8 protein-coding genes are annotated in these 13,256 nt (G+C 73.4%); all 8 read right to left on the bottom strand.

Annotation, left to right across the window (positions count from 1 at the left end):
• Positions 1-12: 12 nt before the first annotated feature.
• A complete protein-coding gene (locus EIM47_RS11515) occupies positions 13-843 on the bottom strand; it encodes a polysaccharide deacetylase family protein (protein WP_019398525.1) in 831 nt (276 codons plus the stop codon).
• Positions 844-959: 116 nt separating this feature from the next.
• Entirely contained in the window at positions 960-3,113 is a 2,154-nt protein-coding gene (gene glgX / locus EIM47_RS11510) for a glycogen debranching protein GlgX (RefSeq protein ID WP_125076969.1), read from the bottom strand.
• Positions 3,100-3,300: a DUF2934 domain-containing protein gene (locus EIM47_RS11505; protein WP_019398527.1), complete on the bottom strand. Its 201-nt coding sequence runs from the start codon at positions 3,298-3,300 to the stop codon at positions 3,100-3,102. Before EIM47_RS11505 ends, glgX begins: the two co-directional genes overlap by 14 nt.
• Positions 3,301-3,311: 11 nt before the next feature.
• Positions 3,312-5,888 carry a malto-oligosyltrehalose synthase gene (treY, locus tag EIM47_RS11500; protein WP_125076968.1) on the bottom strand — a complete coding sequence of 859 codons (2,577 nt, stop codon included), beginning with the start codon at positions 5,886-5,888 and terminating at the stop codon, positions 3,312-3,314.
• Positions 5,885-7,807, bottom strand: coding sequence for a 4-alpha-glucanotransferase (locus EIM47_RS11495; RefSeq protein ID WP_125076967.1), 1,923 nt, complete (start codon positions 7,805-7,807; stop codon positions 5,885-5,887). The genes treY and EIM47_RS11495 overlap by 4 nt, the downstream gene beginning before the upstream one ends.
• A complete protein-coding gene (gene treZ, locus EIM47_RS11490) occupies positions 7,804-9,543 on the bottom strand; it encodes a malto-oligosyltrehalose trehalohydrolase (protein WP_125076966.1) in 1,740 nt (579 codons plus the stop codon). Before treZ ends, EIM47_RS11495 begins: the two co-directional genes overlap by 4 nt.
• Positions 9,540-11,774, bottom strand: a complete 2,235-nt coding sequence (glgB, locus tag EIM47_RS11485; RefSeq protein WP_125076965.1) for a 1,4-alpha-glucan branching protein GlgB — start codon at positions 11,772-11,774, stop codon at positions 9,540-9,542. The genes treZ and glgB overlap by 4 nt, the downstream gene beginning before the upstream one ends.
• Positions 11,771-13,252 (bottom strand): glycogen synthase GlgA, encoded by a 1,482-nt coding sequence (gene glgA / locus EIM47_RS11480; protein ID WP_125076964.1) that lies wholly within the window; start codon positions 13,250-13,252, stop codon positions 11,771-11,773. Before glgA ends, glgB begins: the two co-directional genes overlap by 4 nt.
• Between the last annotated feature and the right edge of the window lie 4 nt (positions 13,253-13,256).

The raw sequence follows: 13,256 nt of genomic DNA, 5'->3' as shown, positions 1-13,256 counted from the left end.
CCCGGCACTGCCTCAGCGCCCGGCCTTGCGGCCGCCGCGCGCGGCTTCCTGCTGCTGGCGCACCCACTGCATCTGCTCGCGGAAGGTGGCGGTCCAGTACTTGTCCCTGTTCGCGGCCAGGAACGCCAGCAGCTCCTCGTGCGCCTCCTTGGACACCGACAGGTAGTCGCCGCCGACGCCGTGGAAGGTGAAGCCGACCATGGTGCCCTTGCGCCCGGCTTCCTCCACCAGCGCGATCAGCTGCTTGCCGGTGACGTCGCTGGGCACCGCGGCCGGCACCGCCGCCGGGTCCAGCGCGAACATGTCCGGGACCACGTCGCCGCCGACCAGCTTGATGCCGAGGAAGCGGTCGGCCACGGCGGCGATGTAGTCGCCGTCGGCCACCTTGCGGTCGCCGCAGGGCGCGGTGTAGGTGCGCGGACCGGCATAGCCGTCCAGCGCCTGCAGGAACACGTCCGCGACCTCGACCTGCTCCTTGATCTGCGCCAGGCTCATGCGGTCCAGGTCCTGGTGCGCCGGCACCCACTCGCGGCCGGGACCATGCGCCGAGCACGGATGGGTGATGCTGTGGTTGCCCAGCTCGTGGCCCATGCGCGCCACCTCGCGCCACTCCTCCATCCGCGCCCGCACCGGCTCGCGCGCCGGCACGATGTAGAAGCTGCCCTTGAGCCCGTACTTCTGCAGCTGCGGCACCGCGTTGTCCAGCTGCGAATCCAGCGCGTCGTCGTAGGCCAGGCTGACCGCGGCCTTGCGCCCCTCCGGCCAGCTGAACTTCTGCTTCGCCATGGCCGGCAGCGCCAGCGCGGCCAGGCAAAGCGCCAGGCAGATCCTGCTTGCTTGCATGCGTTCCCCTCGTCTGGCGACGGCCCTCCCGCGCCTTCGGCCGAAGTCTAGCCTTGCCCCGCGGCACGCGGCAGCCGGCCGCTCCCCGTACCAGGGCGAAGGGTGCAGCGGCCGGGCTAGCCGGCGGTCGCCGCGCTGCCCTCGCCTGTCGTGGCCGCCGGCGCCGGGCGCGTGGCCAGCAGCACGATGCAACGCGGTGGCAGGTGCCAGGCCCCGTCCTCCGGCTGCGGCGGCTCCTCGGCCGTGGACAGCAGCAGGCGCGGCGCCTGCAGGTGTTGCGGCACGCGGAATTCCTGGGGCGCGTCGCCGGCATTGAACAGGAACACCAGGCTGTCCTCGCGCTCGGGCTGGTGCAGGCCGCTGGTCGGCGCCTGCCCGTCCAGGCAGGCCATCAGCACCCGGCGCTCGCCGTCGTGCCAGTCGCCCTCTTCCATCGCGCTGCCGTCGGGGCGGAACCAGGCGATGTCGTGCAGGCCATGGGCGCGGTCATACTCGCCCATGAAGAAGCGGCGGCGGCGCAGCTGCGGATAGTGCCTGCGCAGGCGCAGCAGCCGGCGCACGAACGCGGCCTGGCGCTGCGGCCCCGGCGCCGCGGCCGCTTCCCAGTCCAGCCAGGCCAGTTCGTTGTCCTGGCAGTAGGCGTTGTTGTTGCCCTGCTGGCTGTGGCCGAACTCGTCGCCGGACAGCAGCATCGGCGTGCCCTGCGACAACAGCAGCGTGCCCAGCAGGTTGCGCATCTGCCGCGCACGCAGGGCGTTGATCTCCGGATCGTCGGTCTCGCCCTCGGCGCCGTGGTTCCAGGAAATGTTGTTGTCGCTGCCGTCGCGGCCGTCCTCGCCGTTGGCCAGGTTGTGCTTGTCGTTGTAGCTGACCAGGTCGCGCAGGGTGAAGCCGTCGTGCGCGGTGACGAAGTTCACCGAGGAATGCGGCTTGCGGCCGTGGTGGTCGAACAGGTCGGCCGAGCCGGTGAAGCGCGTGGCGAACTCCGCCAGCTGGCCCGGGTCGCCGCGCCACAGCGCGCGCACGTTGTCGCGGAACTTGTCGTTCCACTCCGCCCAGCCCGGGGCGAAGTTGCCCAGCTGGTAGCCGCCCGGGCCGATGTCCCAGGGCTCGGCGATCAGCTTCACGTGGGCCAGCATCGGGTCCTGGCGCACCGCGTCGAGGAAGCTGCAGGAGGCATCGAACCCGGTGCGCTCGCGGCCGAGGATGGTGGCCAGGTCGAAGCGGAAGCCGTCCACCCGCATCTCGCGCACCCAGTAGCGCAGCGAGTCCATCACCATGCGCAGGGCACCGGCGTTGGTCAGGTCGAAGGTGTTGCCGGTGCCGGTGTCGTTGATGTAGTAGCGGCGGTCGTCGGCCAGGCGGTAGTAGCCGGTGTTGTCGATGCCCTTGAACGACAGCGTCGGGCCCAGCTCGTTGCCCTCGGCGGTGTGGTTGTAGACCACGTCCAGGATCACCTCCAGCCCGGCGTCGTGCATGCGCGCCACCATCTGCTTGAACTCGGTGACGCTGGTGCCGGACAGGTAGCGCGGGTGCGGGGCGAAGAAGCCGATGGAGTTGTAGCCCCAGTAGTTGCGCAGGCCCTTGTCCAGCAGGTACTGGTCGTCGACGAAGGCGTGCACCGGCAGCAGCTCGATCGCGGTCACGCCCAGGTACTTCAGGTGCGAGATCACCGCGTCGTGGCGCAGGCCGGCGAAGGTGCCGCGCAGCCCTTCCGGGATCGCGCCATTGCGCATGGTCAGGCCGCGCACGTGGGCCTCGTAGACCACGGTGCGGTCCCAGGGCGTGGCCGGGGCGCGCTCGCGCCCCCAGGTGAACGCCGGATCGATCACCACGCACTTGGGCATGTACGGGGCACTGTCGCGGCGGTCGAAGCTCAGGTCCAGGTCGCGGTGGCCCAGGGTGTAGCCGAACAGGTGCGGCGCCCACTTCAGCTCGCCGGCGACCTGCTTGGCGTACGGATCCAGCAGCAGCTTGTGGGGATTGAAACGGTGGCCGGCGTCGGGTTCGTACGGGCCGTGCACGCGGTAGCCATAGCGTTGCCCGGGGCGTGCGTCGGGCAGGTAACCGTGCCAGATCTCGTCGGTGTACTCGGGCAGGACGATGCGCTCCTGCTCGCGCCCGCGCTCGTCGAACAGGCACAGTTCCACCTTGGTGGCGTGGCGCGAGTACAGGGCGAAGTTGACGCCCAGCCCGTCCCAGGTCGCGCCCAGCGGATACGGCGTGCCCTCCTCCAGCCGCGACTGGCGGCTCCATTTACGCGTCGGCACGGTCGTCCTCCTCTCCCGCGGTTCCTTCGTTGGCCGGCTGCTCCAGCGCGCGCGCGGCGATCTCGGCCTCCACCAGGCGCTCGGCCATGCCCCAGTGGCGCAGCTCCTGGCCGTCGGGGCGGCCCTCGGCCTCCCAGATCTGGCGCGCGAGCTCGCGCGTGCGGCGCTGGCGTTCGGCCGGGTCCATGGCGTCATTCCTCATGCAGTGGTCCACACTGCCACGGGCGAACGTGCAAACAGCGTCGACAGCGGCACGTTGCCTGGCGAATCCAGTCCAAGCCGCGCGCCGCCCAGCACCTCGCGCCAGTGCCCGGCAGGCAGGCGCAGGCTGCGGGCTTCCCAGTGCGCTTCGGGCAGCAGCAGGCCCTCGCCCTGCACGGCAGCGGCATCGCCCACCAGCGCGCCGGCCCACAGCCGCTGGTGGCCGCTGCCGCGCAGGAAGGCCACCACGTCGGTGCCCGCCGGCTGCGGCGTGTAGCGGCCCTGGAACAGGCGCGGGTGCGCGGCACGCAGTTCCAGCATGGTGGCCAGCAGGCGTGCCTTGAGCGCACCGTCCTGCCATTGCCGCAGCAGTGCGGGCCAGTCGCGCGGGTCATCCAGCCAGGCGCGCCTGGCGGCGTAGTCCACGGGGCGACGGTTGTCCGGATCGACCAGGCCCAGGTCCCAGCCCTCGCTGCCCTGGTAGGTATCCGGCACCCCGGGCGTGGCCAGCCGCAGCAGCAGCTGGGCCAGGCCCAGGCGCGCACCAGGCACGCCCAGCGCCGCGGCCGCGGCGGCCAGGGCCTGGTGCAAGGCGTTGTCCTCCAGCGCGTGGCGCACCAGGGCATCGACCGCGCCTTCCACGCCCGCGTCCGGCTCGGTCCAGCTGCTGTACTGCTTGCCCTCGCGCAGGGCCTTGGTGGCCCAGGCGACCACCCGTGCGGCGTAGTCCGTGCGCGCCCGGCGGCCTGGCAGCTGCAGCGGCCAGGCCGCGACCAGGGTCTGCCACAGCATCAGCCGGAAGGTCGCCGGTACCGCCTCGCGCAGCCGCGCAGGCACGGCCTCCTCGAACCGCTCCAGCTGGCCGCACCACCACGGCGCGCGGTGCGAGAGCACAGCCAGGCGCGCGCGGGTGTCCTCGCCGCGCTTGTGGTCGTGGGTGGCCGTGGCCAGCAGCGCCAGCGGATGGCGCCGGCCGCGTTCGCGGCAGGCGTGGTGGAAGCCGTCGATGCCAGGCGGGGCATGCAGCGGATGGCTGCCGACCTCGTTGCGCGACAGCAGCACGCCGTGGCGGTAGAAGGCCGTGTCCTCCACCGCCTTGGCATTGAGCGGGGCGGTCAGCTGCTCGAAGCCGGCACGCAGGCGCTGCAGCAGTGGCGCGGGCACGCCGCGGGCGTCGCCATCGCCGCGCAGCCAGCCGGCGAGCGTGGCCAGGGCCTGCTGCTCCGCCGGGCCGAGGTCGCCGGCCGCGGCCGTGGCGGCGGCGTCCAGCCAGGCCCTGCCCTGCGCATCCAGGCCGTCGCGGCCGGCGTAGGTGCGGTACACCGGGAAGCGCAGGCACAGCGCCTGCAGCGCACGCGCCCACATCTGCGCGCTGAAGTCGGCCAGCGCCGGCCGCTGCGCCGCCACCGCCAGCAGCCGCAGCAGGCAGCGGTTGAACTCGGCCTGCAGCGGGCCACGCAGGACCAGCAGGCGCGCCTGCCGCTCGATCGCGGCGAAATCGCCCTCGCCGCCGGCCTGTTCCCAGCGTCCGCGCAGCATCTCCAGCCCGGCGGCGGCGTGCAGCACCGCGCCGGCCTGGTCCATGAAGTCGTAACCGGTCGTGCCCTGGCAGGGCCAGGCGGCCGGCAGCTGTTCGCCGGGCGCGAGGATCTTCTCCACGTACAGCAGCGCCTCGCCCGGCGCCAGGCCGCGGCGCGCGCCGGCGCGGTCCAGCGCCGCGCGCAGTGCCTGCACGTAGCCGGTGGGATCGGCCAGGCCGTCGACGTGGTCCACGCGCACGCCGTCGATCACGCCTTGCGCCAGCAGCCGCAACGGCAGTGCGTGCACCGCGTCGAACACCTCGCGGCGCTCCACGCGCAGCGCCGCCAGCGAGCTGATGTCGAAGAAGCGGCGGTAGTTGATGCGGTCATTGCCGGCGCGCCACCACAGCAGCCGGTAAGCCTGGCGCTCGAGGATGGCGGCCAGGGTGCCCTCGCCGCGGCGGACACCGGAGTTGGTGCGCTCCAGCCAGGCCCGCGCCCGCGCAGTGGCCGGCGCCGGCACCGTGCCCGGGGCCAGCGGCCAGGCCTGGTCGTGGTGCCGCACCTGCCAGCCATCGCCCTGCCGTTCCAGCCGCAGCAGGCCTTCGGCCAGCGCCGCATGCAGCGGCCGGTCCAGCACCGGCAGCAGCAGGCGGCCGCCCGCGCCGGGCGCCTCCCAGTCCACGTCGAACCACTCGGCATGGCGGCTGCGGCGCCCGTGCTGCAGCAGGTCCATCCACCACGCATTGGAGGCGTGGGTGGCCATGTGGTTGGGCACGATGTCCAGCAGCAGGCCCATGCCATGCTCGCGCGCGGCCTGCGCCAGGCGCTGCAATGCCGGCTCGCCGCCCAGATCCGGGTTGACCCGGGTGGGATCGGTGTTGTCGTAGCCATGGTTGGAGCCGGGCACGGCGGTGCCGATGGGTGCCAAGTACAGGTGGCTTGCGCCGAGGCGGGCGAAGTAGTCGACCTGCGCCGCGGCATCGTCCAGGGTGAAGCCGGCATGCAGCTGCAGGCGCACGGTGGCCCGCGGCCGGAGGCGGGCCGGGCTCATGGCGCCACCTCCCGGCGCGCCTGCGCGAACGCCTGCAGGGAGGCATCGAGCACGGCTTCCGGCAGCGGATCGGGCAGGCGCCGGCGCCAGTTGGGATGGCTGTCGGTGGTGCCGGGCAGGTTGGGCTGCTCGCGCAGGCCCAGTGCGTCTTCGGCCGGCAGCAGGGCCAGCACGGCCGGGGATCGGGCGGTAAAGCGCAATGCATCCATGCGCAGGTCTCCGCTGTCGATGCCTTCGCCACGGAAGGCCCGGCGCAGGCGCGCGGCGTCGGCCTGCCGTTCCCTCCATTGCGGAGTGGCCTGCAACGCTCCGGGCGGCGCGTCGTGCAGGCCCAGGCGCCAGGCGATGTCGCGGCCCTCGGCCCAGCCGGCGCTGCTGGGCAGGTCGTGGGTGGTGGTGGTGGCGACCGCATGGCGGCGCCAGCGCCGGGGCGGCATGAACGCGCCACGGCGGTCGCGGGTGAACGGCAGCACGTCGATGCCCAGAACCCCGCGCCGCGCCAGCTTCGCGCGGATCCCGGGCGGCACCACGCCCAGGTCCTCGCCGACCACCACGCAGCGGTGGCGCCAGGATTCCAGCGCCAGCAGGTCCAGCAGCGCGTCCAGTTCGCAGGAAAGATACACGCCATCGCGGGCACTGGCCCCACGCGGCACCACCCACAGCCGTTGCAGGCCGAGGATATGGTCGATGCGCACGCCGCCACGGTCGCGCATCACCGCGCGCAACAGTTCGATGAACGGCGCGAAGCCCGACTGGCGCAACCCGGTCGGCGCATAACCGCTGATGCCCCAGGCCTGGCCGTCGGCATTGAACGCATCCGGTGGCGCGCCCAGCTCCAGCCCGCGCAGCACCGCCGCCGGCGAGGCCGCGGCCTCGGCGCCGGAAGGATCGAAGCCCACCGCCAGGTCGGCGACCAGTCCGATGCCCAGTCCCGCCGCGCGCGCCTGGTCCTGGCAGCGAGCCCAGGCCCGGCGCGCCAGCCACTGGCCGAACAGGTGCAGCTGCGCCACCTCCGCGTCATTGCCCGCGGCGAAGGCGACATAGGCCGCCACCTCCGCCGGTGGCGCAGCAGCGAAAGCGGCAAAGTCCGCCTGCAGGTCCGCACGCAGGACCAGGCCGCGCCCATGCAGCTGCCGCAGCCAGGCCCACTTCGCCGGCCGCGCGGCGCCCCAGTCGATGGAATCCGCAGCCTCCAGGGCATGCAGCCGTCCGCGCAGCTGCGGATCGCCGTCCAGCACCTGCGCCGCCACGTCGCCGAAGACCTGCGCCGGCGATGCATGCAGCGGGTCCAGGCAGCGCCGGTCGCTGGGTGCGTAGGGACTGTAGTAGCCGGCGCCCTCCAGCGCGGCGTGCACCGGGCTCAGCGCCAGCGCATCGCCGCCCGCCGCGGCGACCCTGCGCAGCCAGTCCGCACAGGCGGCGGTATCGCCGATGCCGCCGTCGCCCGGGGCGCGCGCCGAGTACACCTGCAGCGCCACGCCCCAGGCGCGCGCGTCCGCAACCGCGTCCTCCACGCCGAAGCAGCGGTCCGGCGCCACCGCGACCCTGCAGGGGGCGCCGCCGTGCAGGGTCCAGTAGCCGGGGGCGAGCGGCACCCGCACGCAGCCGCGCGCGTCGATCCGCGCATCCTCGTGGCGGCCGTCGTCGGCCACCCACTGCCGCGGGCCGGCGTCGCCGCCGGCCGCGATGCGCGCGCCGGCACGCGCCGTCAGCAATGGCGGCCGTGCCTGCACGGCCTCGATCCGGCGCAGGCTCTCGCGGCGCTGCGCCGGCGTGGCCGCGGGCAGGTCCAGAGCGTCGAGCACCGCGCGCAGGGTGGCGTCGGCCACCACCTGGGGGCGTCCGGCCACGTCGGTCCACTCGCGGCACAGCCCGGCGGCCGCGGCCAGCGCGTGCAGGGAGGCATCGGCCGTGCTCATGGGCCGACCCTGCGCACGCGCAGCCGGTCCGGCGGCAGCTGGCCCTCCTCCATCGGTCCGGTGCACAACAGGTCCTGCCCCGGCGGCAACGCGCTGGGCAGGCCCTGCCGGCCCAGGTTGAGCTCCAGCCACCATTGCCGTCCGCCCAGCTGCCAGCCCGCGGCCACCGCGGCTTCGCCAATGACGCGGCCGCCCAGCGGCCGCGCCTGCTCCAGGTGCGGCACCAGTTCGCGCGCGCGCAGGTCCAGCAGCCCGCCGAACCAGGCCAGCCAGGCCTGGGCCGCGGCATCGTCCGGCGCCGGCCAAGGCGCGCGCGAGGCCTCGAAGGTGGAGACGGCATTGGGATCGGGAATGCGGCTGCGCGCCTGGGCACTGGCGAAGGCGGCGAAGTGCGCGAACTCGCGGCGCCGGCCCTCGCGCACGGCCTGGTCCAGCGGCGCCTCGAAATCGGTGAAGAACAGGAACGGCTCGCGTGCGGCCCAGGGCTCGCCCATGAAGAACAGCGGGACCATCGGCACCAGCGCGGTCAGCGCCACCGCCACCCTGAGCCGTGGCTCCGGCACCAGCACCGACAGCCGCTCGCCGCAGGCGCGGTTGCCGATCTGGTCGTGGTTCTGGGCGAAGGCGACGAAGCGTACCGGCGGCACATCCGCACTCGGCTCGCCACGGACGCGCCCCCGCGGGGTGGTCTGGCCCTGCCACGCGAAGCCCTCGCCCAGCACCCGCGCCAGGTGGGCGGTGGCCTGCGGCGCGTAATCGCCGTAGTAGCCCTCGTCCTCGCCGGTCAGCAGCACGTGCAGGGCGTTGTGGAAGTCGTCGTTCCACTGCGCGGTGAAGCCTTCGCGCAGCAGGCTGGCCTGGTTGTGCTCGTTCTCCAGCACCAGGTGCACGTGGCGCTCGGCCGGCAGCGCGGCATGCACCGCCTGCCGCAGCTGGTGCAGGAAGGCGGTGGGCTCGATCGCGTGCACCGCGTCCAGGCGCAGCCCGTCGAAGCGGTACTCGTCCAGCCACATCAGGGCGTTGGCGATGAAGTAGCGCTGCACGGCAGGCTGGTCGAAGTCGATCGCCTCGCCCCAGGGCGTGTGCGAGCCGGCGCGGAAGAACGGCGAGGCATAGCCGCCCAGGTAGTTCCCGTCCGGGCCGAAGTGGTTGTAGACCACGTCCAGCAGCACCATCAGGCCCAGGCCATGGGCCTCGTCCACCAGCGCCTTCAGCTCGTCCGGGGTGCCGTAGGCCTGCGCCGGCGCGAACGGCAGCACGCCGTCGTAGCCCCAGTTGCGGCGGCCCGGGAACTGCGCCAGCGGCATCAGCTCGATCGCGGTGATGCCCAGTGCCGCCAGCCGCGGCAGCAGCGCGCGCACCCCGGCATAGCCGCCGCAGGCGCCGGCGTGCAGTTCGTAGACCACGGCCTCGTGCCAGGGACGGCCGCGCCATCCGTCGTGGCGCCATGCGTAGTCGCCGCGATACAGGGCGCTGGCACCATGCACGCCATCGGGCTGCCAGCGCGAGGCCGGATCCGGCACGTCGTAGCCGCCATCGATCCGGTAACGGTAGCCGGTGCCCTCGGGCGCGGCGGCCTCCGCCTCGAACCAGCCGTCGCCGGCGGCCGGCATCGGCAGCACCTGGTCCGCCAGCACCAGCTCCACCCGGCGCGCGTCCGGCGCCCACAGGCGGAAGCGCCAGTGCTCCCCGACCGGCCAGGCGCCCGGGGGTTCGAGTGCCGCCACCGCGTTCATGCCTCGGCCTGGAGGTAGAGCGTGGCCAGCGGCGGCAGCGTCAGCAGCAGCGACTGGGCATGTCCATGCATCGGCCGCGGCACGGTCTGCAGCAGGCCGCCGTTGCCGGTGTTGCTGCCGCCGTAGTGGGCGCTGTCGGTATTGAGCAGCTCGCGCCAGGCGCCGGCGCTGGGCACGCCGACCGCGTAGCCGTGGTGCACCGTCGGGGTCAGGTTGGTCACCGCCAGCAGCGAGGGTGCGCCGCCTTCCGGGTCGTGGCGCAGGAAGGCGACCACGTTGTTGCGCGAGTCGTCGGCCACGCTCCAGTCGAAGCTGCGTTCGTCCTGCTCGGCCGCGTGCAGCGCCGGCTGCGCGCGCAGCATGCGGTTGAGGTCGCCGACCAGGCGCGCCAGGCCGTCGTTGGGCGGGCGCCTGGCCTCCTCCCAGTCCAGCTGGGCATCGTGGTTCCATTCGGCCAGCTGGCCGAATTCGCCGCCCATGAACAGCAGCTTCGCGCCCGGGTGCGCCCACATCAGCGCCAGGTAGGCGCGCAGGTTGGCGAAGCGCTGCCATTCGTCGCCGGGCATGCGCCGCAACAGGGAACCCTTGCCGTGCACCACCTCGTCGTGCGACAGCGGCAGCACGAAGCGCTCGGCGAACGCATAGACCAGGCCGAAGGTCATCTCGCTGTGGTGCCAGCCGCGGTGGATCGGGTCGCGGCCCATGTGCTGCAGGGTGTCGTGCATCCAGCCCATGTTCCACTTGTGGGTGAAGCCCAGCCCGCCGTGCTCGGCCGGGGCGGTCACTCCCGGCCAGGCGGTCGACTCCTCGGCCATCAGCATCACGTCCGGGAAGCGCCGGCGGATCTCGGCGTTCATCCGCCGCAGGAACGCGATCGCCTGCAGGTTCTCGCGGCCGCCGTGCTCGTTGGGCACCCACTCGCCCTCGGGCCGGCTGTAGTCGCGGTAGAGCATCGAGGCCACCGCGTCCACGCGCAGGCCATCGATGTGGAAGCGCTCGATCCACTCCAGCGCCGAGCCGACCAGGAACGCGGAGACCTCGTTGCGGCCGTAGTTGTAGATCAGGGTGTGCCAGTCGCGGTGGAAGCCCTCGCGCGGATCCTCGTGCTCGTACAGCGCGGTGCCGTCGAAGCGCTGCAGGCCGTGCACGTCGGTCGGGAAATGGGCGCTGACCCAGTCCACGATCACGCCGATGCCGGCGCCATGGCAGCGGTCGACGAAGCGCGCGAAGGCGGCCGGATCGCCGTGCCGCGCGGTGGGCGCGTAGATCCCCAGCGGCTGGTAGCCCCAGGAACCACCGAACGGGTGCTCACTGACCGGCAGCAGCTCGATGTGGGTGAAGCCCAGCGCCTGCACGTGCGGGACCAGCTGGTCGCCCAGCGCGTCCCAGTCCAGGGACAGGCCCTGGGCGTCGCGCCGCCAGGAACCGGCGTGCACCTCGTAGATCGACAGCGGCTTGCGCTCCCAGCCGCCGCGCGCGGCCATCCAGGCCTGGTCGTGCCACGTGAACGGATGCGCATCGGCCACCCGCGAGGCGGTGGACGGCGGCAGCTCGCACTGGCGCGCGCAGGGATCGGCCTTGTGCGGCAGGCGTGCACCGTCCGGGCCGGTGATCTCGTACTTGTAAAGGGCGCCGGCGGCGACCCGCGGGATGAAGATTTCCCACACCCCGGCGGCGTGGCGCAGCCGCATCGGATGGCGGCGCCCGTCCCAGCCGTTGAAGTCGCCCACCACCGCCACCCGGCGGGCATTGGGCGCCCATACCGCGAAGCGAACGCCGTCCACCCCACCCAGGCGCATGGGACGGGCGCCAAGCGCCTCGCGGCAGGCCTCGCCGTCGCCGGCGGACAACCGCCCGAGCAAGGCCTCGTCCAGCAGCGGGCCGTAGCCGTAGGCATCCTCCAGTTCCTCGACGTGGTCGCCCCAGTCCACCCGCAGCAGGTGCACGCCGCCGCGCCCGACCCGGCCTTCGAACACGCCGAACGCGGGGGTCGGCTGCAGTGCGGCCCACTCTCCGGCGCCGGTGCTGCAGCTGACCGCGCGCGCGCCGGGGAACAGCACCCGCAGGCAGCAGCCACCGTCGGGCAGCGCGTGCGCGCCCAGCCAGGCGAAGGCATCGACCGGGGCGCCGGCCGCCAGCGCGGCCAGCGCGGCGTCGCGCTCCGGATCCTCGTGGCCGCCGTGGACGGCCGTCTCGCAGTCCTGCGGCATCGCTGCCACGCCTTCGCTCATGCGGTCAGCCCCCGGGTCGCGGCGATCCCCGCCGCCTGGCGGTAAAGCGCGTGGTACTGCTGGGCGGCCGGGGTCCAGCCGCCGGGCCGCAGCATCGCCGCGCGGCGCATGGCGCCCATCAGCAGCGGGCTGCGGAAGGTGCGGATGGCGCGCTGCAGGCAGCGGCGCAGGCCGTCGGCGCTGGCGCCCTCGAACAGGAAACCGGTGACGCCGTCGTCGACGGTGTCGATCAGGCCGCCGGTGGCATGCGCGATCGGCAGGCAGCCGAAGCGCTGCGCGTACATCTGGCTCAGTCCGCAGGGCTCGAAGCGCGAGGGCATCAACAGGAAGTCGGCGCCGGCGAACATGCGCCGCGCCAGCCCCTCCTCGAAGCCGATGAAGGCGCCGACCGCGCCGGGGAAGCGGCGCACCAGGGCGGCCACCTGGGCCTCCACCTGCGGCTCGCCGCCGCCGATGATCACGATCTGGCCGCCGGCGGCCACGATCTGCGGCGCGACCTCGCAGGTGATGTCCAGGCCCTTCTGGTGGACCAGGCGCGAAACCACCGCGAACAGCGGGCCGCCGTTGTCCGGCAGGCCGAACGCGGCGCGCACGTGGCGCGCGTTGAGGTGGCGGTCGCGGCAGTTGGCGGCGGAGAAGCGCGCCGGCAGCGAGCGGTCGCGGACCGGGTCCCAGCTGTCGTCGATGCCGTTGACGATCCCGCTGAGGTGCCCCTGCGCCGCACGCCGCGCCAGCAGCTCGTGCATGCCGCAGCCTTCCTCCGGCCGCACGATCTGCGCCGCGTAGCTGACGCTGACCGTGTTGATCCGGGTGGCGTTGACGATGCCGGCCCTCAGGAACGACAGCCGGCCGTGGAATTCCATGTCCGCCAGGTGCGCCGGCGGCACGCCGATGGCCTTCGCCACGCTGCGCGGGAACACGCCCTGGTAGGCCAGGTTGTGGATGGTCAGCACGCTGGGGGTGTCGCCGCCGGTCCAGCGCACGTAGGCGGCGGCCAGGGCCGAGGGCCAGTCGTTGAGGTGCAGCAGGGCCGGCTTCCACTGCAGGCCGCACTCGCCGGCGCCGATGCGCGCGGCGGCGTGGGCGAAGGTGGCGAAGCGCACCGCGTTGTCTTCCCACTCCGCGCCGGCGCCGTCCACGTAGGGCGAGCCGCTGCGCTCGAACAGCTCCGGGCACAGCAGCACGTAGACCGGCAGGCCGTCGGGCTGGTGGGTGAGGCCGATCCGGCATTCCGGCAGCCCGGCGTGCGCGGCGACCTGGCCGACGATGTTCATGCAGCGGATCCGCTGCAGCACCTCCGGGTAACCAGGGATCAGCACGCGCGCGTCGCAGGCCGGGCGCAGCGCGCGCGGCAACGCCGCGGCCACGTCGCCCAGGCCGCCGGCCTTGATGTAGTCGGCCATCTCCGAGACCACGAACAGCACCGGGATGCTGTGGTGGCCCGGTTGCGGCATCACCGCGGCCGCCTGCCGCCGCATGAAG

It is taken from the genome of Pseudoxanthomonas sp. SGT-18, from assembly GCF_003931645.1.
Taxonomy (GTDB): domain Bacteria; phylum Pseudomonadota; class Gammaproteobacteria; order Xanthomonadales; family Xanthomonadaceae; genus Pseudoxanthomonas.
This window is presented reverse-complemented; position numbering and strand designations above follow the sequence as displayed.

Excerpts from the sequence above, each read along its gene's own strand:
- EIM47_RS11515 (WP_019398525.1), bottom strand. The coding sequence starts at position 843 with ATGCAAGCAAGCAGGATCTGCCTGGCGCTTTGCCTGGCCGCGCTGGCG.
- EIM47_RS11505 (WP_019398527.1), bottom strand. The coding sequence starts at position 3,300 with ATGGACCCGGCCGAACGCCAGCGCCGCACGCGCGAGCTCGCGCGCCAG.
- treY (WP_125076968.1), bottom strand. The coding sequence starts at position 5,888 with ATGAGCCCGGCCCGCCTCCGGCCGCGGGCCACCGTGCGCCTGCAGCTG.
- EIM47_RS11495 (WP_125076967.1), bottom strand. The coding sequence starts at position 7,807 with ATGAGCACGGCCGATGCCTCCCTGCACGCGCTGGCCGCGGCCGCCGGG.
- treZ (WP_125076966.1), bottom strand. The coding sequence starts at position 9,543 with ATGAACGCGGTGGCGGCACTCGAACCCCCGGGCGCCTGGCCGGTCGGG.
- glgB (WP_125076965.1), bottom strand. The coding sequence starts at position 11,774 with ATGAGCGAAGGCGTGGCAGCGATGCCGCAGGACTGCGAGACGGCCGTC.
- glgA (WP_125076964.1), bottom strand. The coding sequence starts at position 13,252 with ATGCGGCGGCAGGCGGCCGCGGTGATGCCGCAACCGGGCCACCACAGC.